Source organism: Pseudomonas sp. HPB0071 (genome assembly GCF_000478505.2).
In the GTDB taxonomy this organism is placed as follows: Bacteria; Pseudomonadota; Gammaproteobacteria; order Pseudomonadales; family Pseudomonadaceae; genus Chryseomonas; species Chryseomonas luteola.
In genome coordinates this window covers 553,241-574,527 of the sequence record NZ_KI517368.1, presented here as the reverse complement: position 1 = coordinate 574,527, position 21,287 = coordinate 553,241, and the positions used below count along the sequence as shown (strand labels likewise).

Genomic DNA, 21,287 nt, shown 5'->3' with positions numbered 1-21,287 from the left:
TTTGATACTTGAGGAGAGACATGATGACTACAACTCCCGTACAAGAACTTGAAGGTAAAGTCGCCATCGTCACCGGTGCAGCGGGTGGAATCGGCGAAGCTGTAGCCACACTGTTTGCTGAGCGTGGCGCATCTGTTGTTGCCGAGGACATCAAGCCATCCGTTGTCGAGCTTGAACAAAAATCAGAGCGCATCGCTGCGCTGGTCGGTGATGTAGCGGATGAAGCAACTGCGCAACGCGCCGTTGCCCTTGCCATGGAGCGCTTTGGCAAGGTTGATATTCTGGTCAATAACGCTGCGATTATCCTCAACATAAACGTTACCGATATGTCTGTCGCGCAGTGGGACAAGGTCATGAACGTCAATGCACGCGGCATGTTCCTGCATGCTCGTGAGGCGATGCGCGTCATGATCGATAACAAGCGCGGCGCCATCGTCAATGTAGGCTCCTATGCCTGTCAGGTAGCGTTTCCTACCATTGGCGCCTATGCCGCGTCGAAAGGTGCGGTTGCTCAGCTCACCAAGGTTCTCGCGCTTGAAGGCGCGCCGCATAACATTCGGGCCAACGTTGTAGCCCCTGGCGATGTGGAGACTGGCATCCTCGATGACATCATGCCTGATGGCCGCGCCTTCCTGCGTGAGCATGCCACTAACGCCCCGATTGGCCGTGTTGCCCAGCCGAGAGAAATCGCTGAAGTAATTGCCTTTGTGGCCTCCGATCGCGCCAGCTTCATGACCGGCTCGGTTGTCATGGCAGACGGTGGCTACACCACCGTTTGAGTCCTTTCGTACGCGTGCTGCTCTATCAGGGCAGCAGGCCCTGGATGACTACGGAGACCTCCCTATGTCTCAGTTTACCAATATCGCTTTCATTCGCGCCCGGTCGGGTAAGACAGAGGTGCTGGGCCAGCAGCTGATGTCATTAATAGCACCCTCACGCCATGAACCGGGTTGCCTCGCCTATACGATTCATCAAGGTCGCGACGAGCCGAACGAGTGGTTTATCCACGAGGTCTGGCGCTCTCCAGAAGACCTCGCCGCTCACCTTGAGCGGCCTTATGTAAAAGCCTTTCTGGCGCAGCTCCCAGCACTTATGGACGGTGAGATTGACATGCGGGCTTTTCAGTTGATCGATCTGGAGCCTGCATAACCCCGTTCTCAACATGACAGGAGAGATCCTATGAATCAGACAGCACACTCCCCCGTATGGTTTGTGACAGGCTGCTCCACTGGGTTTGGCCGTCACATTGCGGAATATGTACTGGCGCAGGGTTACCGTGTAGTGGTAACGGCACGCAAGCCCGAGCAGTTAAAGGACCTTCAAAATAAAGGTGAGGCCCTGGTGCTGCCGCTGGATGTTACAGACCCGCGTCAGGCAAAGATCGCCATTGAGTCAGCCGAAGCTGCTTTCGGCGCTGTAGATGTGCTGGTGAATAATGCCGGCGTTGGGTATTTCGCTTCAGTGGAGGAAAGCGATCTCAACCAGGTACGCCAGATGATGGATGTTAACTTTTATGGTGTTGCGAATATGCTTCAAGCCGCGTTGCCTGGTATGCGCCAACGGCGGCAGGGCATCATCGTCAATCTGACCTCCATCGGCGGGCTCTGCGGCTTTCCTGCGGTAGGATACTACTGCGCCAGCAAATTCGCCGTTGAGGGATTATCAGAAACACTCCGCCAGGAAGTGGCGCCGTTAGGCATTCATGTCATGACGGTAGAGCCCAGTGCGTTTCGTACGGAGTGGGCAGGGTCAGCGCATGAAACGCCGCACACCCATGAAGACTATACACCGACAGCCGGTGCAGCTATCGAAGCCTATCACCAGTCGATTGGCAGGCAATCTGGCGATCCCGCCCGAGCCGCCGCAGCCATTTTTAAAGCAGTTGAAAGCCAGGAAAAACCGGCACGCCTACTGCTGGGCAATAGCGCATTCGAGTGCGCCTTAGGCAAGTTAGATGAACTTGCGCGAGATTTTGGAGACTGGGAGGCCGTTTCGCGCGGTGCCGACGATCCCGGCTGATAGATGACCTTTTGTTTGTTCACCTTGCGAGGAATGAACCATGAATCGATTTGACAAAAAAGTCATTGTTATTACAGGCGGAGGCTCTGGCATCGGCGAAGCAGCGGCCCGCCGCTTTCTTTCAGAGGGCGCTTCGGTTGTTCTCTCTGGACGAAACGCTGAACGCCTTGAAGCAGTAGCCGATGGATTTTCTTCTGACCGGGTAATGACCGAGGTGGCAGATGTGTCGCAACGCGAAGCGTGCGACCGACTGGTCGATCATACTGTGGAACGGTTTGGTCAGTTAGACGCAGTTATTAATGCGGCAGGTATGAATCTGGTCGGCAGCATCAGCGAAACCAGTGATCATCATTGGCGAGCCTGTATGGGCACGGATCTGGATAGCGTATTTTATATCAGCCGTCGTGCAGTGCCACATCTGGCTCGTGCAAAGGGGGTCATAATCAATGTCGGGTCCGTTTCTTCATTGGGTGGCGGCTGGTCGCATGCTGCCTACTGTGCAGCCAAAGCAGCCGTAGCCAACCTTACACGCTCCATCGCCTGTGATTATGGCAAATATGGAGTCCGGGCTAACACGGTGTGTCCCGGTCTTACCCTTACCGGCATGGTAGAAAAGATCATGGATGACGAGGCCTTGCTTGAAAAGGCGTGGGAGCGTATTCCCTTGCGCCGTGCAGCGAAACCGGAAGAAATTGCCGCCGCCATTGCCTTCCTGGCCAGCGAAGAGGCCGCTTACATTACAGGCGTAACGCTACCTGTGGATGGAGGACAAACCGCCACCGATGGCGGGCCTGAATGGGGCAAGTAAGCACTATTAAAAAGGCATCATGTTCTGAAGTCACTAGCTTCCTTCAGAGCATGATGCCGAAATGTTTAACTGGCTTTCCCGTCCTAAAGTCCCTAGTCGGGATAGCATCATATTGATACCAAAGCGGATTATGCCTTTCGCCTGAATTGCCCAATGTGCTTGGCCGGCGATACGCCAAAAAAGCGGCTGTATTCCCGGCTGAACTGCGAGGGACTCTCATAGCCCACTCTGTAACAGGTGCTGGTCACATCCAGACCTTCGGACATCATCAGCCGATGCGCCTCGTTCAAGCGTAACTGCTTCTGATACTGCAAGGGACTCATGGCGGTAACCGCCTTGAAACGATGGTGAAACGCAGATGTACTAAGGTTTACGTGCTTGGCTAAGGCATCGATACTGAGCGGCTCGCAAAAGTGGTTATTCAACCAATCAATCGCACGCGCCACCCGCTGGGCCTGGCTATCCCCAAACGCCACTTCATACAGACGATGCCCGTGCTTACCTTTAAGCAATCGATAGTAGACTTCCTTTATCGCCATGGGCGCAAGCATGGGAATGTCATCTGGAGACTCCAGCAACCGCAACAGGCGCAGCATAGTGTCCAGAATGGACGGATCAATCTGGTCCAGAAACAACCCGCGCTCCGCCGGGCGATCAGGGACAGCGATCGGGCTGGCATCTGAAACCAGCTGAGCGATTTCGCAAGGGTCGAGATCGAGACGAAGACACAGATACGGTTTATCGCTGGTCGCTTCGATCACCTTGCCTGCCAGCGGCAGGGTAACGGAAACCACCAGGTAGTGAAGCGGATCGTAGCGGTAGCATTCTTCCGCCAGCTGAACTTCTTTTGCTCCTTGCACAATGATGCAAAGACCTGGCTTATGAACAGTATGGATGGTCTGTGTCGGCTGATCGCTACGAATCAGATGCAGTGGCTGAATGGCAGTTGGGTGGACACCAAAGTCAGGAGCAAAGCGCTCAACGATACGGACCAGCTCAACGCGACGGGACGTCATAGAGTCCAACGCTTCAGCGTACTCGCTTGCAAGGCTCGTCATCTTGCGGTTCTCCTGCGCAGTAGCCAGTCAGGGATTTAGCCGAAATCAGGTATGTATGTTTTAGCAGCCTGCGCATCGCGAGGAAAGTAATCACTGCTCAGCGTTCGGTATGGACACCATCACCACATGACTCACGCCTCAAATCGTTACGCTCAGGTTAACGATCTGACGGTGAGGTTGATTGAAGGTCCGCCTGAGGAGGTCTAGCGTGAGACCACGACAGCGGACTTCGTGGAGTCATCATGACAATAACCTCTCCTCCACCTCAATGGTCGCGGCGGCGCACCGAAAAGCAGCGGCGAGTCGCCCAGGCAAGTGCCTATGCCGAAGGCGCGGTCATCCGAACCGATCGGATCGTTGAAGCCCTTGAAGCGCTGATTGCTCCCGGTGATCGCGTGGTGCTGGAAGGCAACAATCAGAAACAGGCTGACTTTCTGTCTCGCTCATTGGTAAAGGCCGATCCTGGCAAGCTCCATGATCTGCACATGATCATGCCAAGCGTAGGGCGCGCCGAACACCTGGATCTGTTTGAGCGCGGTATCGCCCATAAACTGGACTTCTCCTTTGCCGGCACACAGAGTCTGCGTATCAGTCAGCTGCTCGAAGACGGACTGCTGGAAGTGGGCGCTATCCATACCTATATCGAACTCTACTCACGGCTGTTGGTGGACTTGATTCCCAACGTTGTGTTGTCCGCTGGCTTCAAGGCAGATCGCCACGGGAATATTTATACCGGCGCCAGCACCGAGGACACACCCGCCCTTATCGAAGCAGGTGCCTTTAGCGATGGCATCGTCATCGTCCAGGTCAACGAACTGGTGAACGACACAAGTGAGCTGCCCCGCGTGGATATCCCTGCCTCGTGGGTCGACTTTGTAGTGGTGGCGGACAAGCCCTTTTACATCGAACCTCTGTTTACCCGAGACCCTCGCCATATCAAGCCCGTCCATGTGCTCATGGCAATGATGGCAATCCGTGGGATCTACGAGAAGCATAACGTGCAATCGCTCAATCACGGGATTGGCTTCAATACGGCTGCGATTGAACTGATCCTGCCTACATACGGTGAACGCCTGGGTCTCAAGGGTAAGATCTGTCGTAACTGGACGCTCAATCCGCATCCCACGCTGATTCCGGCGATTGAAAGCGGCTGGGTAGAAAGCGTGCATTGCTTCGGCACCGAACTGGGCATGGAAAACTACATCGCAGCCCGGCCGGACGTGTTCTTTACCGGGCGCGATGGCTCCATGCGCTCCAATCGAATGATGTGCCAACTGGCAGGCCAATACGCCGTTGACCTGTTCATTGGCGCAACGCTGCAAGTGGATGGTGATGGACACTCCTCCACCGTAACACGTGGACGTTTGGCCGGTTTTGGGGGCGCACCCAACATGGGACATGATCCTCATGGCCGTCGCCACGGCACACCCGCATGGCTCGACATGCGAGTGGAGGAAGGTCCGACCGCCATGCTTGAGCGTGGCCGTAAACTGGTGGTGCAGATGGTCGAGACCTTTCAGGAAGGTGGCAAACCCACGTTCGTCGATAGGCTCGATGCCGTCGATGTAGCCAAGAAAAGCAACATGCCGCTGGCACCGGTGATGATCTACGGTGACGACGTTACTCACCTGTTGACGGAGGAAGGTATTGCCTACCTCTACAAGACCCGCTCTCAAGAGGAGCGTCGGGCATTGATTGCAGCGGTTGCGGGTGTGACTGATATCGGTTTACGCCACGATCCTAAACGATCCGAGCAGATGCGCCGTGACGGCCTGCTGGCTCTGCCGGAAGACTTGGGTATTCGCCGTACCGATGCTACACGTGAACTCCTGGCAGCCAAGAGTATTGCCGATCTTGTCGAGTGGTCAGGCGGCCTCTACACCCCTCCAGCCAAATTCAGGAGTTGGTAATGCGTACCTTGATCGCGGTACCCCTTCCCTCCTCCATCGCCGGGCAGCTGGCGGATCTGGCGGTGCACGTCCTTATCGACGAGGCAGATCTTTCGCCCAAGCCTGGCTTGGTCGATCGCCGCAGCAATGGTGCCCATTCAGACCTGAACCTGGGGTTGATGCACAGCTCGGCCTATGCACTGCGGCAAACCTTTCAAGACATGGCGGAAGCCGCCAGTGCTGCGAAGGACTTGGACCAGTCCTTGCGCGAGACGCTGGGTCAGCTGGGCCGCAAGGGCGAAAGTGTCATGTTGGAAACCACTGGTGGAGTCAATACGCACCGTGGCGCGATCTGGGCCCTGGGCCTGCTGACTGCTGCTGCGGCATTTAAGCCGGAACACTGTTCTCCTGCGGACGTGGCTCACCGCGCTGCTCTGCTGGCGCGGCTGCCTGATCGGTTTGCGCCTGAGGTACAGAATAGTCATGGTCTCAGGGCCTGCGCCCGATACGGTCTTCCCGGCGCCCGTGAACAGGCGCAAGCGGGGTTCCCAGCTGTGGTAGGGCATGGTTTACCACAACTGTTGAAGAGCCGGGCGAAAGGCGCCGGAGAGCAGAATGCGCGGCTGGATGCCCTTATCGCCATCATGGTCGTTTTACCGGATACCTGCATCCTGCATCGGGCGGGCCTTGAAGGCTTGGATGCGCTTCAACAAGGCGCGCAGGCAGTCCTTGCGCAGGATGGCAGCGCAACCCTGGCGGGCAGACGCGCGTTGCGCCAACTGGACGACGCGTTACTACGCCTGAATGCGTCCCCAGGTGGTGCTGCCGATCTGCTGGCCGCCACGCTGTTTCTTGATCGCCTGGAATCCTGCCTGCAGAGGAGCGCTATCTCATGGAAACCTTAACGTTTGAATTTCCGGCCGGCCAGCCCTCTCAGGGTAAAGCCCTGGTGGGCTGTGTTGGCTCGGGAGACCTGGAGGTGCTGCTGGAGCCCGGCGAGGCAGGCACGCTCACGTTGAATGTCGTGACATCAGTGAATGGCAGTGCGGCGCGCTGGCAAAACCTGTTCGAGCGGATGTTTCGTGAGCAGACGCCGCCGGCGTTAAATATCGAAATCCACGACTTTGGTGCGACGCCCGGCGTTGTGCGCTTGCGTCTTGAGCAGGGATTGGAAGAACTACAGCTGGAAGGAGCGCGCCATGACTGATACCGCACGCCTACTCCAACCTCGCAGTTTCATTGAATTGGGTGCCCGGCAGCGGGCTCGCGCCCTGCTTGATCAGGGCAGCTTCCGCGAATTGATCGGCCCGTTTGAACGCATGATGTCGCCTTGGTTACCCAAGCAGGGCATCGTGACGCAAGCGGATGATGGCGTAGTCATTGCCAAGGGTACGATTGACGGCCAGCCTGCTGTAATTGCTGCCATTGAAGGCGCTTTCCAGGGTGGAAGCATGGGTGAAGTGGGCGGAGCCAAGATTGCTGGTGCTCTGGAGCTGGCGGCTGAAGACAACCGTAACGGTATCCCAACCCGCGCCGTGCTTTTGCTGGAGACCGGTGGCGTACGTCTGCAGGAAGCCAACCTGGGACTGGCCGCTATTGCTGAAATCCAGGCGGCTATCGTCGATCTCCGAGAGTATCAACCGGTCGTGGCCGTTATCGCCGGCCCCGTTGGTTGTTTTGGTGGTATGTCTATCGCTGCCGGATTGTGCAGCTATCTGATCGTGACGCAAGAGGCACGGCTGGGCCTTAATGGTCCTCAAGTCATCGAGCAGGAAGCGGGAATCGAAGAATATGACTCTCGGGATCGCCCCTTCATCTGGAGCCTGACCGGGGGTGAGCAGCGCCACGTGACGGGTCTTGTCGACGCCTATGTGCCCGATGATACCGAAACGATCCATGCGCAGATTCGTACCTGTTTCAGACAGGGTAAGCCTGCGCTCGAACGTAGCCGGCGGTACGCCTGGTTTCTTGACCGCCTACACCGTCTTGAACCCGAACAACCCATCGAGGCGGTAACCGTCCGCAACCTATATGCCGCGGGCGATGAAGGAGGTGTGAAATGACCCTCTCTACACGTGGACTGATCTGGTTCAACGCACTTTCACCTAATGCGAAATCCTTTGAGGGTTTGCCCGCCTCGTTGAAGGTTGGCGATACAACACTAGGCAGCTTACCGGCTCGCGTGATTGCAGTGGTCCCCGATGAGCAAAACCCCTTTCCCCGCGCTCGCCACGGTGAGGTGGGGCTGCTCGAAGGCTGGGGCCTGGGTCAGATCATTGATGAAGCCATAGAAGCCGACCGCGATCACGATACCAAACGCGCACTGGTCGCCATCATTGACGTACCAAGCCAGGCGTATGGCCGCCGTGAGGAAGCACTGGGTATCCACCAGGCCCTAGCAGGTGCAGTGGATGCGTATGCACGCGCTCGGCTCGCAGGCCATCCGGTGGTGGGTCTGATTGTGGGCAAGGCGATGTCCGGTGCGTTTCTTGCTCATGGCTATCAGGCCAACCGCCTTGTTGCGCTGCGCGATCCCGGTGTTGAGGTGCATGCAATGGGCAAGGCATCAGCAGCACGCATCACCCTGCGCAGCGTCGACGAGCTGGAAGCGTTGGCGGCAAATATTCCTCCCATGGCATACGACCTCGATAACTATGCCTCGCTGGGCCTTTTGTGGGAGACGCTATCGGTCGAGCGCATCGAACGTCCTACCGAAGGCGATATCAACCGGGTAAGCGAATGCCTGCAACAGGCCGTGGCCGATATTGCGGCAGGATCACATGATCTACGTGGCCGCCTGGACGCCCCAAACCGCAGCGCGTCGCGACGGGTAAGGGAAAAGCTATTGGAGCAATGGTGACTTTAAATGATCACGGAGGCCATATGAAGCAAGCCCCTCGCCCACATGATCTGCTTTGGGGATTTACCCCAGAACAGCTGCCTGCCACAGCACCGCAATGGGCCTTCACAGCAGTCGCGGCTGGGGGGCCGGTCGTTGTCCGGCGTGCCGAGGGCAAACCCGACGTTGTGGCCGTAGGCATACGAGGTCGTGGGCGCGAAGAACGCTTCGGTACCTGGATGGCTTTGGACCATGTCGTTCGTAGCCGGTCACCCGAACAACTGGTTGCGGCCATCAGCAGCCACCCGATTGATCCACCTGCCCTGACAGCCCTGGTATGGGCCAAACCCTGCCTGGATGCTACCGGTCTGGCCTGGGGGGTTACTGGCAGTGCGGGTTTCCAGCTTGCGACGGGTATCCGCACGTTACACGCTGAAAGCGATCTCGATCTGCTCATACGTGCACCCGCACCTCTTTCCCGGTCACAGGCATTAGCCCTGCTGAATAAGCTGGACAAGGCACCGTGCCGCCTGGACATTCAACTGGAAACCCCACAGGGAGGCGTTGCCTTGCGTGAGTGGGCGCAGTCAAGCAGCCGCGTCCTGCTCAAGCGAGCCAGCGGAGCCTGTCTGGTCACTGATCCTTGGCACTTGGCGGAGATCGCTGCGTGAGCAGTCTTTTTCTGTTCCCCGGCCAGGGCGCACAGCAGCCAGGCATGCTGCACACGCTGCCTGACGCCTTGGTTGTACGCGATACCTTGCGGGAGGCTGAAGCCATCCTCAATGTGTCGCTCGACATGCTGGATACCGATGAGGCCTTGCAATCGACACATGCCGTTCAGCTCTGCCTGTTGATTGCAGGCGTTGCCAGTGCACGTCTGTTGTTGGAACAGGCCCCTGCCCCGGACTATGTCGCCGGCCTCTCCATTGGCGCCTACCCAGCCGCCGTGACAGCAAACGCGCTCGACTATACCGATGCGTTAAGGCTGGTGGATCTGCGCGGCAAGCTGATGCAAGAGGCGTTTCCCAACGGGTATGGAATGCTGGCGATGCTGGGGCTACAACGTCATGAGGCTGAATACCTGATAGAGGCTACCTCGACTACCAATGCGCCTGTTTTCCTGGCCAACAGCAATGCCGAACAACAGTTCATCGCGTCCGGTTCGGACGTTGCGCTGGCAGCCCTGGCCGAAAAGGTTCGCTCAGGCGGTACCGGCGTTACACGCCGCTTGGCCGTCAGCGTACCCTCCCATTGCGCTTTATTGACCGAGCCGGCCAATCGGCTCGCCGCCGCCTTCCAGCCGATAACCTTGCGTCGTCCCCAGATACGCTACCTGAGTGGTAGCTCTGCCCGGCTCATCATGGACCCAGCGCGGCTTGCTGATGATTTGGCCTTTAATATGTCCCGCACCGTGGAATGGCATGCGACCTTGCAGAATGCTCAGGAGCGCGGCGTTCGCCTGACCGTTGAGTTGGCGCCCGGTACGGTGCTGACCACGCTTGCCAAACGCGTCATCAACCCCGGAACTGCGGTGGCGTTTCAAGGTACACGGACCGACACCATTACTGCGCTGCTGCGCGAGGAGGCCAATCGCGACCGATAGAGAGATCGCCTAGCGTTTCGAAGCACAAGAACAAGAACTTCGACCCAGAGGACAATAACAATGATTATCTACGGTGTGGCTCTACTCTCCATCTGTACGCTGACCGGCATCTTTATCGGTGAAGTGCTCGGCAAACTAATCGGTGTCCCTGCAAACGTGGGCGGTGTTGGCATCGCCATGCTGATGCTCATCTTTCTAAGTAGCTGGATCGGCAAGCACGGCAAGTTTCATCCCAAGACCGAACAAGGCGTAGAGTTCTGGAGCGCGATCTACATTCCCATCGTCGTGGCCATGGCGGCCCAGCAAAACGTGGCTGGTGCACTCAAGGGCGGCCCGGCGGCTATTCTTGCCGGCTTTCTAGCCATTGCCATCGCGTTTGCCCTGGTGCCAGTACTGAACAAAGTGGGCCGAAAAAAAACGGTAGCACCTGCCCTTGATCAGCTGGCCAGCGTACAACGGTGACTGACATGATTATTGAATCACTGACCAAGGTCACCCAGGCGTACGGCATGATCAGCGCCTTTGCCCTGATAGGCGTTACCATGTGGGTTTCTTATTGGCTCAGCGCCAAGCTGACCAAGGGCCGCCTGCACGGCTCCGCCATTGCAATCTTTTTTGGACTGCTATTGGCTTATATCGGTGGGGTCACGACGGGCGGCCAGAAGGGACTGGTAGATATTCCGCTGCTTTCCGGCCTGGGCATACTGGGCGGCGCCATGCTCAGGGATTTTGCCATTGCCGCCACCGCCTTCGGCGTTAACGTGGACGAGCTCAAGGAGGCGGGTCTTGCCGGCGTGCTGTCACTGTTTGTAGGGGTGGGGACGTCGTTCATTGCAGGGGTTGCCGTGGCGCTTGCCTTTGGCTATACCGACGCCGTAAGCCTGACCACAATTGGCGCCGGTGCCGTCACCTATATCGTTGGCCCTGTCACCGGAGCCGCGATTGGTGCCAGTTCGGAAGTCATGGCGCTTTCCATTGCGGCAGGCCTGGTCAAGGCCATCGTGGCCATGGTCGCGACCCCGTTTGTGGCGCGCTATATTGGCCTGGACAACCCACGCACGGCTGTCATCTTTGGTGGGCTTGTCGGAACGTCTAGCGGCGTGGCTGGGGGACTGGCTGCAACCGACCCGAAACTTGTGCCCTATGGCTGTCTGACGGCCGCATTTTATACAGCGATCGGTTGCCTGCTCGGACCTTCGCTACTCTTTCTCGTCACACGTGCAATCTTTGGCTGAGGTGATGCGGAGCCTTATGGCTCCGCATTCATCTTGCGTGAATACATCCTGCATTCGGCAAGAAACGCCAACAGGTTTGGGTCACGCTCTTTGCTACGCAAGAACACTACGCCGATCCGTTGCTGCAAGCGATACTGAGGAGCAAGTGGTACCAGACGAATGCGGTTTTCATACACCGCCTCGACCCGCCCCGGGAGTAGTGCATACCCTACGCCTGAACTGACCATGCTCATGAGCGAGAAGATATCGTTAACCTGCATGATGACGTCCGGCTCGAAACCAGCTTGATGAAACACCTGCCGTCCATCCCTGAAGGTGGCAAAACCTTCAGTCAACGTCACGAAGGGCACCCCATGCAGGTCACGCAGGTCCACCATATCCTGATGAGTGAACGGGGAGTCTGCAGGCGCGGCCAGATAGATGTCATCGCGAAAGAGCTCAACGCTCTCGCAATCGGGATCAGCCATTCCGTCATCCAGCGCGATGAGCATCGCATCCAGCTTCATGTTCCTGAGCTGGTAGGTCAGATCAGCATTGGAGCCCAGAATCAGGTCGATATTGAGTTCGCTACGTCGAAGCTTGAGCCCCATGATCAGCTGGGGCACGGTCTTGACTGTAAGCGAATACAACGCACCCAGGCGGAAACGGTCGGATGAGAAACCGGCTGCCAGACGCGTCAGCCGTATGGTCTCGGTTAGATCCTGCATGAGCTGTTGTGCCCGTGCTTCCAGAACGAAGGCCCCATCCAGTGGCGTGAGGTTGCGCCCTTTATGCTTGAACAGTGGGCAGCGCAGCGCACTCTCCAGCGAGTGGATAGCCCGGTGGACACTGACATTGCTCGTTCCGAGCTCGGCTGCGGCCCGCCCCAGGTTGCCGCTGCGCATGAATGCCAGAAAGATCTCCAGCTTCTTCAGAGTCAGTTCTTCATCGATCGCCATGAAACGCCTTATCGTTCATTGACAGGGATGGTCCCATTGTTTCACGTCGCAACCGGGCTATGCTGGTACTTGTTTCCTGCCAGGCTATTGCCCTGAATCCACTTCGACTTTTACGCATTGGGGTGCCATTGGATATAGCTCGCAATCAGGCATTACGGCATTTTCCTTATGCGGAGTGCCAGATGGGGCCCAGTCGTAGTTTACCGCCTCTGCCCGGTACACGCGGTTGGTCACATAGCGATCCGTTGGGGCCGACTTGCCAGTGTACGGGCTGATATATTCCCAGACGATCTCCCCCGCGGGCGTGATCTGGAAGAGACGGCCATTCTGACCTTCATTGATAAGAGTGTTGCCGTTAGGCAGGCGGCGGGCATTACTGATAAATGCACTGAAAAAGGTCCAGGGTGCGCGGCCAGACTGTACGGCGGTATATTGCCATACGATTTTGCGGGTCACGGGATCGATCTCGAGAATACGGGACGCTGAAAAAATGCCCTTGCGTGCAGGAGGAAAACCGGCACTGCCCTGATTATCGAACAGCAGGAGGTTGCCAGCACCCGGCAAACCTTCAGGAATGAGGTGGGTGTCGTGCTGGCCTACGATCTGGTCTACAGGTCGTGGCGCCGGACCGGCCAGCTTTACCTCAGGATAATCCGGCCCAAGCCGCCATACGACCTTGCCGGTCTTGCGCTCTACGATAAAGACCACATTGGCGTTGCGAGCGCTAACCATGATGTTGTCAGGCGCAAAGCGAGAATCGCCCTGCTGGTGCCAATGGTTGGCGCCAAGGGGTGCTGCCGTATTGAGATGCAGAAAATCCGGATCATCCGACTCACGAATCAGCGAGAGCTGCTCGGATGTAAATCCCAGCTCATCCAGGTGATCCGATACCCGCCATTGCCAGACCTGTTTTCCAGTTTGATCAATTTGTCGGATCAGATTATCAATCACTTGCGGCGCCGAAAAACCGGCCAACGGGGTCAGTTCACTGGTCAGCATCAAGGTATCGCCATTCGCCAGACGGCGTATGTCATGATGTTGATAGGCTGGGGCTTCACGGCTTCCCCACTGCCAGCGCACCTGTCCATCCCAGCTCACTTCCCCTACTACCTGGTTGTAGAGTCCATTCCCTGATGATGCCAGGGAAACCGGTTTGTCCAGGTTTCCCAACTGCACAAGTACGTGCCCTTTTTCTCCACCAGCCTGCTCCGGCGTCAGCGCAATCGACGGAAAGCCAGGATAACGCCACTGTTTTACCTCATTGCCATTCATGTCGATCAGGTGAGTACGCTGGTCGCTACCATCAAACAGCACAAAGCTGCCATACGCCTTTTGGGGATCATAAAACGTCGTGCCGATTGGCACCGAGCTGGACATGGCTGATGCAGAGCCGCAAGCCAGCAGGCCAGCTAGAAGCAGAAACGATATCTTCGAGCGTATAGTCATTGAACCCTCATCCCCTTAACGTTCGCCATTAAATGGCTCGCCTGTGGATGCATTAGAGAGCAACGCAAGGGTAAGTGCACTGCACGCGCAAGGATGATCGGGAGATAGGCACCTGTGTTGAAGAGGTGAGACCGACTACTGACTCAGCACACGACCAATCACATGGGATAGCCACGCCCGGGCTATGGTATCGTTCACCTTTGAAAGACAGCGCTGTGGAGCTGCAATGAAATTCGTACACCAGCGCGAGCACCTTAACGAAGGTGATATGGTCGTTATCGACTGCTCGCAGACCTGCAATATTCGCCTCATGAACGACGCCAACTTTCGCAGTTTCAAAAACGGCGGTCGGCATACCTATCACGGCGGCGCGTTTGACCGGTTCCCCGCCAAGATCAAGGTTCCAAGCACAGGCTTCTGGAACATTACGCTTGATGTCGTGACGCGGCGCCCAATCAGCGTAACCCGCAAGCCGACGTTTACCCACTCCATTAAGATCGTCCGGAAATCCCCTTCCGATTTTCGTTAGGCAATGACCCTCCGCCTGCTCTGTAGCAAGAGCAGGCGATTCGTGGGCTTTCGGGCCCGCCAGCAGGTGACTGACACTGGCTGACGTGCCCCGGGCTCAACGATCAAACAGACTTTGAAACCAGTCCCAGATACCAAAGGAAAAGTCCGGGAAAAAGTCGATATTCAGAGCTGACTTGAGAATGTAAAGGCAGAAAGTCAGCAGAATGGAGGCGACGGTGAACCAGATCAGCATCAACGAGCCTTTGACAAAGGCCTTGGCAAATAACGAAAGCTCTGATGTTCTTTTCTGCTCGTCTGCATGGCCTTTGCCAGCCACCATTACAAAGTAGTAACGACTACGAAAGAACTTGAACGTAGTCCGGACATCGACCGGGTGTTTGCTCCAGGGGCGAGTACCGAAGGCCAGCTTCAATGAGGCCAGTTGCTCGGCGGTAAAGGTGTCCCGCGTCTCGGCGGGTAGCCGCTCTTTAAGTCCCCGGATAAAGGCGTCTTGATGAATGGTCTTCTGGGTATTGACTGCGTCTTCTTTGCTGACGTAATCACTTAATCCCTGAACAAATGACTCAGGTTGTACGATTGTTTCCTGCATCGCCTTAATCCTTTTAAGTTGCGTATGCCTATCCCACGCTGCATTCCAGCGACTTCTTTAACTGCCAGATTTCTTCCTTACCATGCAGGTACTACTGCTGGGCTTTACGTCGAGCCTCCTCTTGTTCAGATATGACCCTTCTCCATGGGGATGATGAAGCGTCTTGTAACGGCACGCCTGCGTCAGCAGATGCAATACCTCGTTACGAAGATCTACTTCACGAAATAGCATCAATGTGCCATGTAGACAAATCAATGCTATTTAGTTCATGCCAGAAACTTTATTTAGCCCATGTGCAGGCAGTCACAGGCGCCATGTGCGGCACGTTTTGGAAGAAATGAGACGAGGTGCCTTTTTTCAAGGCGGTTCGCAGTCTAACCTTTCTCATGAGGTCATCAGGGCTAGCCCTTCCAAGGCTTCAGGAATTCCAGCAATAGCTCATTAACGCGCTCGGGTCTCTCCTCATGGGGTAAATGACCACACTGGTCGATGGCAACGGTCTTTAGGTCTGTGGCCAGCTCTGCCCATACGGACGGCATATCGAACAACTTGCCTACTGCTTCGAAATTAGCGCCCCAGAGTGACAATGTCGGACAGCTGATTTTCACGTCCGCATCTTCATTATCCTGCGCCAGGTCTTCAGCATTAGCACGGTAATCGGCCATGGCACCTCGGACCGCACCTGGCATTTGATAAGCCTGGACATAATGGTCAAAGGCTTCGCCCGTAATCGTCGTGGGGTCGTAGCACCAATCGGAAAAGAAATGTCGAAGCCATATGTCCTCCTTGCCTGAAATGAGACGTTCTGGAAGATCAGGCACCAGATGAAACATGAAGAACCAATAGTGCTTTGCAATGATTGCATTCATCTGGGTGGAAACCGTTCGTGTTGGCACATTGTCCATAACGACCAGACGTTCGAGCCGCTGTGGATGATCCTTGGCAAAGCGCGTAGCAACACGTGCACCGCGGTCATGGCCTACCAGAGCTATACGCTCTATCCCAAGACTATCCAACAGGGCACACAGGTCATTGGCCATGGTGCGCTTGTCATAGCCTGTCGACGGCTTTTCAGTCTCACCATAACCTCTTAGATCAGGCGCAATAACGCGATAGTGCTGCGCCAGCACCGGGATCTGTTGGCGCCAAGCGTAGGAAGTTTCAGGAAAGCCGTGCAACAGCACGACGGGCGCCCCGCTACCGGCATCCACATAATGCTGGAGAATGCCATTTGCACGCCTCTTGTGATGAGTGACTGCAACCTCTTGCATAGTGAACGCTCCAGCAGTGTTCAAAGGTATGACGTTAAGAACCGCTTTGCCCTGACATCGTTCCGATAGCATCGTCCACTAAATCAAAGGACGGCAGACAACCTCGGTCACCATGTTGCAAGGGTTGAAATGAGCAAACTAGACCATCGCCTGCGGCGTTACTTGTAAAGTGCCCGCCCTCACCCTAGAGCCTTCCCTCTTTGTTTTCTCCTTCAGCGGCACAAAACTCCATGCATCCAGGTGACTTATCAGTCAAAAGCAGGATACTCCTTCACCCTAAAAGGTGCATGAACGCTGGGTTGTAGCCGCATCGTCTGATCACTACTACTTTTGTAGTACAAATATAATTTTGCTACAAAAAAGCATTGACGACCCTTTTAAGGTCATGCAATCTGACCCTGCTTTCGCTAGAAAGAGGCCAAAAAGGCCTTCTGGCTGCGCTCCGGGTAACCCTCGGGCCATCCTTTGTAGTAACTGCCCATAAAGCACTACATAGAGTTGTAACTGTACGGAAACGGTTAGATGACCCCAGCGGTTCGGTCAGCATCAGGTGAACGACCTGATCCAGGGTATTCGTCTTTAGCGGTATCCCTGCAGGGTGTATCACTAGAGATGTCTTGTCTGCTGTTTCGCTTCCTTCAGTCGCACTCGACGTTGAGCCCAGTGCTGCGCTTATACGCGGCACGCAGGTCACGGTAGGAAAAACTGTTCGAAAGTCATTTTCAGCCGAGAAGGATTGACCCCATGTCCGTTTATCAAAATGAAATCAATGCCATCGCAGCCTTGAGAGAAACAGCAGGCAAGAGTTGGAACGCTATCAACCCCGAATATGCCGCCCGGATGCGGATACAAAACCGCTTCAGGACCGGACTGGATATTGCGCGCTATACCGCGGCCATCATGCGCAAAGACATGGCTGAGTACGATGCCGACTCCTCGGCATATACCCAGTCCCTGGGCTGCTGGCACGGCTTTATCGGCCAACAGAAGCTTATCTCCATCAAGAAGCATTTGAAGACCACCAACAAGCGCTACCTGTACCTGTCAGGCTGGATGATTGCGGCGTTGCGCTCGGAGTTCGGCCCACTACCGGACCAGTCCATGCACGAGAAGACGGCTGTTCCGGCTTTGATCGAGGAGCTGTATACCTTTTTGCGTCAGGCAGATGCACGCGAGCTGGGTGGCCTGTTCCGTGAGCTGGATGCTGCCCGTGCAGCCGATGAAAACGCCAAGGCTGCAGCAATCCAGCAACAGATCGACAGCTATGAAACCCATATCGTACCGATCATTGCCGATATCGATGCGGGCTTTGGTAATGCGGAAGCCACCTATTTGCTGGCCAAAAAGATGATCGAGGCCGGAGCCTGCTGTATCCAGCTGGAAAACCAGGTCTCGGATGAAAAGCAGTGCGGTCACCAGGATGGAAAGGTCACGGTACCCCACGAAGATTTTCTGGCCAAGATCAATGCGGTTCGCTACGCATTCCTCGAGTTGGGAGTAGATGACGGCGTTATCGTCGCTCGCACAGACTCCCTGGGCGCCGGGCTGACCAAGCAGATTGCCGTCAGTAAGCAACCGGGCGACCTGGGCGATCAATACAACAGTTTTCTCGATTGTGAAGAGATCAGCCCTGCCGAACTGAAGAACGGAGACGTCATTCTCAACCGTGATGGAAAGCTGCTGCGTCCCAAACGTCTGGCAAGCGGCCTGTTCCAGTTCCGTCAGGGCAGCGGGCAGGATCGCGTTGTACTGGACTGCATCACATCGCTGCAAAATGGGGCAGACCTGCTATGGATTGAAACGGAAAAGCCCCACGTTGGCCAGATCAAAAGCATGGTTGACCGCATCCGCGAGGTCGTTCCAAATGCCAAGCTGGTCTACAACAACAGTCCTTCCTTCAACTGGACGCTGAACTTCAGACAGCAGGTCTTTGACAGTCTGCAAGCTGAAGGCAAGGACGTATCGGCTTATGACCGTACCAAGTTGATGAGCGCAGAGTACGACGAGACCGAACTGGCCCGTATCGCCGATGAGAAAATTCGGACCTTCCAGCGGGACGGCTCCCGGGAAGCAGGGATATTCCATCACCTCATTACCTTGCCAACCTACCACACGGCGGCGCTGTCGACGGATAACCTGGCGAAGGGTTACTTCGCTGATGAAGGCATGCTGGCCTATGTAAAAGGCGTTCAGCGCCAGGAGATTCGCCAGGGAATCGCCTGTGTGAAGCACCAGAACATGGCCGGCTCCGATATCGGGGACGATCACAAGGAATATTTCGCAGGCGAGGCAGCCCTCAAGGCGAGCGGCAAGGACAACACCATGAACCAGTTCCATTGACGAGTAACGTTATTCCGGCCCACCCGGGCCGGTTTTACCGTAAGTGACTTGTTTACCGTTTCCTTCCGAGTGCCACCGGAAGCTGTCTCACGAGGAGCCCAATCATGGATCTCAACAACCCAACCCTTGATGACTTGAAACAACTTTATGCCTCCTGCAAGGACAAAAATGATCACCACATCCTGTGGATTTGCTCATCCGGCAAGGTGCATATCGACCGGCTTCCGGCAAACGTCGACCCGGAAGCCTTCGAGAAGGAAAAACCGAACATGAAGGTTCGCTTCAAGACCTATCATCGTGGTAAAGGCTATGTTGGCAAGACCGCTGCAGCTGACGAGACGTTCATGTCACGTATGTACCGCACGCTTCTCGAACAATGGTCGAAGGCTCAAAGCAGCCCGCGTGTTCAATACATAGAAAAATACTTCTAAGACTATTCGGGCAGCCCTTGCGGCTGCTCTTCTGACATAAAAAAACCAGGGCATGCCCTGGTTTTTTTATGCTGTGATCCGATCGCAAAAAAGCAACCTCCCACAAGGCCGCGTAGCGACTAAAAACTCATCAAGGAGGCGGTGCCAATGCTTCAATGCCTTGTTTGGGCTTGAGGATAAATGGTTTTTCAATCATAAGAAACGTGATCGTCGAAATACCGCACACCAGCAACAGGATAAAAGGTAAAAACGCAAGGTAGCTGGTAACGCTTCCGCCGGTTACGGCAAAGCCATTGCACAGCGTAAAGACAACGTACAGAACGATGCCATGCAGCAGATAGATGCTGTAGCTGATCTCGCCCAAGGTCTTGAGGCCGCGCCGACTAAGCAGGCCAAACAGATCGTTTCCCAACGCCATGATCAGGAAAGCTATGCCCAACATGCTTACTTGCAACAACGAAAAATAGTCATCCAACCCCATGCTGATACCAATCAATACCACGGCAAGCACCGCCGCAGGTTTGCTCCTGAGCTTGGAAATCCAATGAGGACGGTGGTTTTTAACAAGCACCGGTAGGAAACCGGCCAGAAACAGAATGCCTAATGAAGCATCAATAAAGTGAAAATAATGTGCAGGTATTACAGCAAGGGCGACAAGCAGAGAACCAGCCAGATACCAACCATAGCCTTGGCGATTCAAAAGAGCTGCCAATACCGGTAACAGTAAATAGAAAAACCACTCGTATTTTAGTGTCCATTGAACACCTGCCGTGATCAACCAGCTGTCTTCAAATCCATTAAAGGAGGATCCCTTGAATATTCCCCATCGTATTATTTCTTTCACCAGTTGAGGCAAACTGACCAAGTGAAACTGAGTCTGACAAAAACTGACAGCCGCTACGACTAGAACAGCAAAAACGTACAAAGGCATTATTCTTTTGACTCGAGAGCTAAAAACCCTTTTCCAGTCAATACTACTTTTGTTATAAATTTTTCCGAAAAACAGGAATCCGGTGATCATAAAGAACATAGATACGGGAACCGCGCCCATATTGTTCATGATGGTATTATCAGACCTGCCCCACTCTCCCGTTGCCTTCCAGTTATAGGTAACAAAAAAGTGGGAACATACGACCGATGTCGCCAGCAAGCCCCTGAGTGCATCCAGCGGAGAAGATCGTGAAAGCGCTTGACTTGACAGGATAGCGGTCTTGCTGAAGACATGGTCAAGTACGAAGAGCGAAATTATATACAGCGATATAATTCCAAAGGTCATCGTCATTTGGTTGAGTTCTCTTTCAATAATTCCATTTATGATCGGTCAGATAAACGCCATGACAGCCACTACGGCTCATCTGACTTCAGTTTTAACCAGACGCGCGCCATGAAAGCAGTGCGATAGAGCCCTTTATCGTAAAGAAACTCACCCTGCTTAAACAATGATAGCCATTTGACCCATACATCTTATATGCCGCAAAGATAAAGCAGCCCGCTCCCTTACCCTATCCTCTTACTCTTTTTTAAAAGCCAAACCAACGCGAACCAATCAGCTGCTGCGCCTTACATGGTGGCAATCTGATACCTCATTAAAATCGTTGCAACCCATATTGACATCACATAGTTCTAGATATTAAGCGCACATTATTTGTAGTTTACTTTATAAATTAACCACATAGTACATGTCGAATAATTGATCTAATTCTCAAAAAAACTTCTACTCTTTTTTTGCTATGAACTAACTTAGCAGCCGTGAAAGTTCTCATCTCATCGGAGCGTGCTTATTCATGGAAAGGGACTATAGAAGTGACATAGATGGTTTAAGAGCGATAGCGGTATTGCTTGTATTACTTAACCACGTTGGGGTTTCTGGTTTTGGGGGTGGATTTATAGGGGTCGATGTCTTTTTTGTGATTTCAGGTTTTCTGATTACACAAAACATTGCCGCTCAGGCTGAAAGGAGCAGCTTCAGCTTTACCCGTTTTTATTTAAACCGCATCAAGCGTTTAATGCCTGCACTGACAGTAGTCATTTTCTGCACAAGCATTGCCGCTTTTTTTGTTTTATTACCAAATGATTTGATTGGTTTTAGGGAAGGTCTGAAGTAGCCCTGTATTTCCGGTCGACTTCAGCCCTCGCTGCTTTTGAAAGCGGGCCGTCGATCAAAATCGACCAGGTAACCCGCTCAGTTCTCCGTTTTTGGCCGCCGCGAGCACCTCGCAGCAGCCATTTCCCGCATTACAGGCGTACCTCTCCTGCGGTAGTCAGCAAATGTCGGCGCGCCATCCATAGG

The 21,287-nt window shown here is 54.8% G+C and carries 23 protein-coding genes; 17 read left to right on the top strand and 6 right to left on the bottom strand.

The features are described 5' to 3' along the window. The first annotated feature begins 20 nt into the window (after positions 1-20). From HMPREF1487_RS22120 to HMPREF1487_RS22105, 4 genes are all read left to right on the top strand, one after another. On the top strand, positions 21-779 hold the full coding sequence (locus HMPREF1487_RS22120; protein ID WP_073449936.1) for an SDR family NAD(P)-dependent oxidoreductase: 759 nt from the start codon (positions 21-23) through the stop codon (positions 777-779). Positions 780-843: 64 nt separating this feature from the next. After that, a complete protein-coding gene (locus HMPREF1487_RS22115; protein WP_010798983.1) occupies positions 844-1,149 on the top strand; it encodes a putative quinol monooxygenase in 306 nt (101 codons plus the stop codon). Positions 1,150-1,179: 30 nt separating this feature from the next. Next, on the top strand, positions 1,180-2,019 hold the full coding sequence (locus HMPREF1487_RS22110; protein ID WP_010798982.1) for an oxidoreductase: 840 nt from the start codon (positions 1,180-1,182) through the stop codon (positions 2,017-2,019). A 40-nt stretch (positions 2,020-2,059) separates the two neighbouring features. After that, positions 2,060-2,827, top strand: coding sequence for a meso-2,3-butanediol dehydrogenase (locus HMPREF1487_RS22105; protein WP_010798981.1), 768 nt, complete (start codon positions 2,060-2,062; stop codon positions 2,825-2,827). A 128-nt stretch (positions 2,828-2,955) separates the two neighbouring features. On the opposite strand, the gene HMPREF1487_RS22100 is transcribed toward HMPREF1487_RS22105, so the two are convergent. Next, the gene (locus HMPREF1487_RS22100; RefSeq protein WP_010798980.1) at positions 2,956-3,885 is read right to left on the bottom strand and encodes an AraC family transcriptional regulator; all 930 of its coding nucleotides are present in this window, start codon (positions 3,883-3,885) and stop codon (positions 2,956-2,958) included. Between the two features lie 239 nt (positions 3,886-4,124). On the opposite strand from HMPREF1487_RS22100, the gene mdcA reads away from it, so the two are divergent. Genes mdcA through madM form a run of 9 tightly spaced genes read left to right on the top strand, consistent with a single transcriptional unit; the run spans position 4,125 to position 11,451 of the window. Further along, a complete protein-coding gene (gene mdcA, locus HMPREF1487_RS22095) occupies positions 4,125-5,795 on the top strand; it encodes a malonate decarboxylase subunit alpha (RefSeq protein ID WP_037031107.1) in 1,671 nt (556 codons plus the stop codon). Further along, positions 5,795-6,679: a triphosphoribosyl-dephospho-CoA synthase gene (locus HMPREF1487_RS22090; protein ID WP_010798978.1), complete on the top strand. Its 885-nt coding sequence runs from the start codon at positions 5,795-5,797 to the stop codon at positions 6,677-6,679. The genes mdcA and HMPREF1487_RS22090 overlap by 1 nt, the downstream gene beginning before the upstream one ends. Then, on the top strand, positions 6,667-6,981 hold the full coding sequence (locus tag HMPREF1487_RS22085) for a malonate decarboxylase subunit delta (RefSeq protein WP_010798977.1): 315 nt from the start codon (positions 6,667-6,669) through the stop codon (positions 6,979-6,981). The genes HMPREF1487_RS22090 and HMPREF1487_RS22085 overlap by 13 nt, the downstream gene beginning before the upstream one ends. Then, entirely contained in the window at positions 6,974-7,837 is an 864-nt protein-coding gene (locus HMPREF1487_RS22080; protein ID WP_010798976.1) for a biotin-independent malonate decarboxylase subunit beta, read from the top strand. Before HMPREF1487_RS22085 ends, HMPREF1487_RS22080 begins: the two co-directional genes overlap by 8 nt. Continuing rightward, positions 7,834-8,634, top strand: a complete 801-nt coding sequence (gene mdcE, locus HMPREF1487_RS22075) for a biotin-independent malonate decarboxylase subunit gamma (RefSeq protein WP_010798975.1) — start codon at positions 7,834-7,836, stop codon at positions 8,632-8,634. The genes HMPREF1487_RS22080 and mdcE overlap by 4 nt, the downstream gene beginning before the upstream one ends. Before the next feature lie 23 nt (positions 8,635-8,657). Next, positions 8,658-9,284, top strand: a complete 627-nt coding sequence (locus HMPREF1487_RS22070) for a malonate decarboxylase holo-ACP synthase (protein ID WP_010798974.1) — start codon at positions 8,658-8,660, stop codon at positions 9,282-9,284. Beyond that, positions 9,281-10,216 (top strand): malonate decarboxylase subunit epsilon, encoded by a 936-nt coding sequence (mdcH, locus tag HMPREF1487_RS22065; protein WP_010798973.1) that lies wholly within the window; start codon positions 9,281-9,283, stop codon positions 10,214-10,216. Before HMPREF1487_RS22070 ends, mdcH begins: the two co-directional genes overlap by 4 nt. Before the next feature lie 60 nt (positions 10,217-10,276). Further along, positions 10,277-10,678, top strand: coding sequence for a malonate transporter subunit MadL (gene madL, locus HMPREF1487_RS22060; RefSeq protein WP_010798972.1), 402 nt, complete (start codon positions 10,277-10,279; stop codon positions 10,676-10,678). A gap of 8 nt (positions 10,679-10,686) precedes the next feature. After that, on the top strand, positions 10,687-11,451 hold the full coding sequence (gene madM, locus HMPREF1487_RS22055; RefSeq protein WP_026003682.1) for a malonate transporter subunit MadM: 765 nt from the start codon (positions 10,687-10,689) through the stop codon (positions 11,449-11,451). A gap of 14 nt (positions 11,452-11,465) precedes the next feature. On the opposite strand, the gene HMPREF1487_RS22050 is transcribed toward madM, so the two are convergent. Then, complete coding sequence (locus HMPREF1487_RS22050) at positions 11,466-12,389, bottom strand: LysR family transcriptional regulator (RefSeq protein WP_010798970.1); 924 nt, start codon at positions 12,387-12,389, stop codon at positions 11,466-11,468. 84 nt (positions 12,390-12,473) lie between these two features. Then, entirely contained in the window at positions 12,474-13,835 is a 1,362-nt protein-coding gene (locus tag HMPREF1487_RS22045; RefSeq protein ID WP_010798969.1) for an aryl-sulfate sulfotransferase, read from the bottom strand. A gap of 184 nt (positions 13,836-14,019) precedes the next feature. Here HMPREF1487_RS22045 and HMPREF1487_RS22040 point away from each other — a divergent pair, with 184 nt between their 5' ends. Further along, on the top strand, positions 14,020-14,364 hold the full coding sequence (locus HMPREF1487_RS22040) for a DUF1883 domain-containing protein (protein ID WP_173869118.1): 345 nt from the start codon (positions 14,020-14,022) through the stop codon (positions 14,362-14,364). A gap of 96 nt (positions 14,365-14,460) precedes the next feature. Here HMPREF1487_RS22040 and HMPREF1487_RS22035 read toward each other — a convergent pair whose 3' ends face one another. Together HMPREF1487_RS22035 and HMPREF1487_RS22030 are read right to left on the bottom strand one after the other, a co-directional pair. Then, complete coding sequence (locus HMPREF1487_RS22035; protein ID WP_010798967.1) at positions 14,461-14,955, bottom strand: hypothetical protein; 495 nt, start codon at positions 14,953-14,955, stop codon at positions 14,461-14,463. 401 nt (positions 14,956-15,356) lie between these two features. Then, positions 15,357-16,226, bottom strand: a complete 870-nt coding sequence (locus HMPREF1487_RS22030) for an alpha/beta fold hydrolase (RefSeq protein ID WP_010798966.1) — start codon at positions 16,224-16,226, stop codon at positions 15,357-15,359. 744 nt (positions 16,227-16,970) lie between these two features. Here HMPREF1487_RS22030 and HMPREF1487_RS22025 point away from each other — a divergent pair. Next, positions 16,971-18,566 carry an isocitrate lyase gene (locus HMPREF1487_RS22025; RefSeq protein ID WP_010798965.1) on the top strand — a complete coding sequence of 532 codons (1,596 nt, stop codon included), beginning with the start codon at positions 16,971-16,973 and terminating at the stop codon, positions 18,564-18,566. Positions 18,567-18,670: 104 nt separating this feature from the next. Next, on the top strand, positions 18,671-18,997 hold the full coding sequence (locus HMPREF1487_RS22020) for a hypothetical protein (RefSeq protein ID WP_010798964.1): 327 nt from the start codon (positions 18,671-18,673) through the stop codon (positions 18,995-18,997). Positions 18,998-19,127: 130 nt separating this feature from the next. On the opposite strand, the gene HMPREF1487_RS22015 is transcribed toward HMPREF1487_RS22020, so the two are convergent. Then, positions 19,128-20,279: an acyltransferase family protein gene (locus HMPREF1487_RS22015; RefSeq protein ID WP_010798963.1), complete on the bottom strand. Its 1,152-nt coding sequence runs from the start codon at positions 20,277-20,279 to the stop codon at positions 19,128-19,130. Positions 20,280-20,781: 502 nt separating this feature from the next. Here HMPREF1487_RS22015 and HMPREF1487_RS22010 point away from each other — a divergent pair. Further along, a complete protein-coding gene (locus tag HMPREF1487_RS22010) occupies positions 20,782-21,102 on the top strand; it encodes an acyltransferase family protein (protein WP_010798962.1) in 321 nt (106 codons plus the stop codon). The last annotated feature ends 185 nt before the right edge of the window (positions 21,103-21,287 follow it).

What these genes read in the sequence shown, in the direction of transcription:
- HMPREF1487_RS22120 (WP_073449936.1), top strand. Translation starts at nt 21, where the DNA reads ATGATGACTACAACTCCCGTACAAGAACTTGAAGGTAAAGTCGCCATC.
- HMPREF1487_RS22115 (WP_010798983.1), top strand. Translation starts at nt 844, where the DNA reads ATGTCTCAGTTTACCAATATCGCTTTCATTCGCGCCCGGTCGGGTAAG.
- HMPREF1487_RS22110 (WP_010798982.1), top strand. Translation starts at nt 1,180, where the DNA reads ATGAATCAGACAGCACACTCCCCCGTATGGTTTGTGACAGGCTGCTCC.
- HMPREF1487_RS22105 (WP_010798981.1), top strand. Translation starts at nt 2,060, where the DNA reads ATGAATCGATTTGACAAAAAAGTCATTGTTATTACAGGCGGAGGCTCT.
- HMPREF1487_RS22100 (WP_010798980.1), bottom strand. Translation starts at nt 3,885, where the DNA reads ATGACGAGCCTTGCAAGCGAGTACGCTGAAGCGTTGGACTCTATGACG.
- HMPREF1487_RS22090 (WP_010798978.1), top strand. Translation starts at nt 5,795, where the DNA reads ATGCGTACCTTGATCGCGGTACCCCTTCCCTCCTCCATCGCCGGGCAG.
- HMPREF1487_RS22085 (WP_010798977.1), top strand. Translation starts at nt 6,667, where the DNA reads ATGGAAACCTTAACGTTTGAATTTCCGGCCGGCCAGCCCTCTCAGGGT.
- HMPREF1487_RS22080 (WP_010798976.1), top strand. Translation starts at nt 6,974, where the DNA reads ATGACTGATACCGCACGCCTACTCCAACCTCGCAGTTTCATTGAATTG.
- mdcE (WP_010798975.1), top strand. Translation starts at nt 7,834, where the DNA reads ATGACCCTCTCTACACGTGGACTGATCTGGTTCAACGCACTTTCACCT.
- HMPREF1487_RS22070 (WP_010798974.1), top strand. Translation starts at nt 8,658, where the DNA reads ATGAAGCAAGCCCCTCGCCCACATGATCTGCTTTGGGGATTTACCCCA.
- madL (WP_010798972.1), top strand. Translation starts at nt 10,277, where the DNA reads ATGATTATCTACGGTGTGGCTCTACTCTCCATCTGTACGCTGACCGGC.
- HMPREF1487_RS22050 (WP_010798970.1), bottom strand. Translation starts at nt 12,389, where the DNA reads ATGGCGATCGATGAAGAACTGACTCTGAAGAAGCTGGAGATCTTTCTG.
- HMPREF1487_RS22045 (WP_010798969.1), bottom strand. Translation starts at nt 13,835, where the DNA reads ATGACTATACGCTCGAAGATATCGTTTCTGCTTCTAGCTGGCCTGCTG.
- HMPREF1487_RS22040 (WP_173869118.1), top strand. Translation starts at nt 14,020, where the DNA reads ATGGTATCGTTCACCTTTGAAAGACAGCGCTGTGGAGCTGCAATGAAA.
- HMPREF1487_RS22035 (WP_010798967.1), bottom strand. Translation starts at nt 14,955, where the DNA reads ATGCAGGAAACAATCGTACAACCTGAGTCATTTGTTCAGGGATTAAGT.
- HMPREF1487_RS22030 (WP_010798966.1), bottom strand. Translation starts at nt 16,226, where the DNA reads ATGCAAGAGGTTGCAGTCACTCATCACAAGAGGCGTGCAAATGGCATT.
- HMPREF1487_RS22025 (WP_010798965.1), top strand. Translation starts at nt 16,971, where the DNA reads ATGTCCGTTTATCAAAATGAAATCAATGCCATCGCAGCCTTGAGAGAA.
- HMPREF1487_RS22020 (WP_010798964.1), top strand. Translation starts at nt 18,671, where the DNA reads ATGGATCTCAACAACCCAACCCTTGATGACTTGAAACAACTTTATGCC.
- HMPREF1487_RS22015 (WP_010798963.1), bottom strand. Translation starts at nt 20,279, where the DNA reads ATGACGATGACCTTTGGAATTATATCGCTGTATATAATTTCGCTCTTC.
- HMPREF1487_RS22010 (WP_010798962.1), top strand. Translation starts at nt 20,782, where the DNA reads ATGGAAAGGGACTATAGAAGTGACATAGATGGTTTAAGAGCGATAGCG.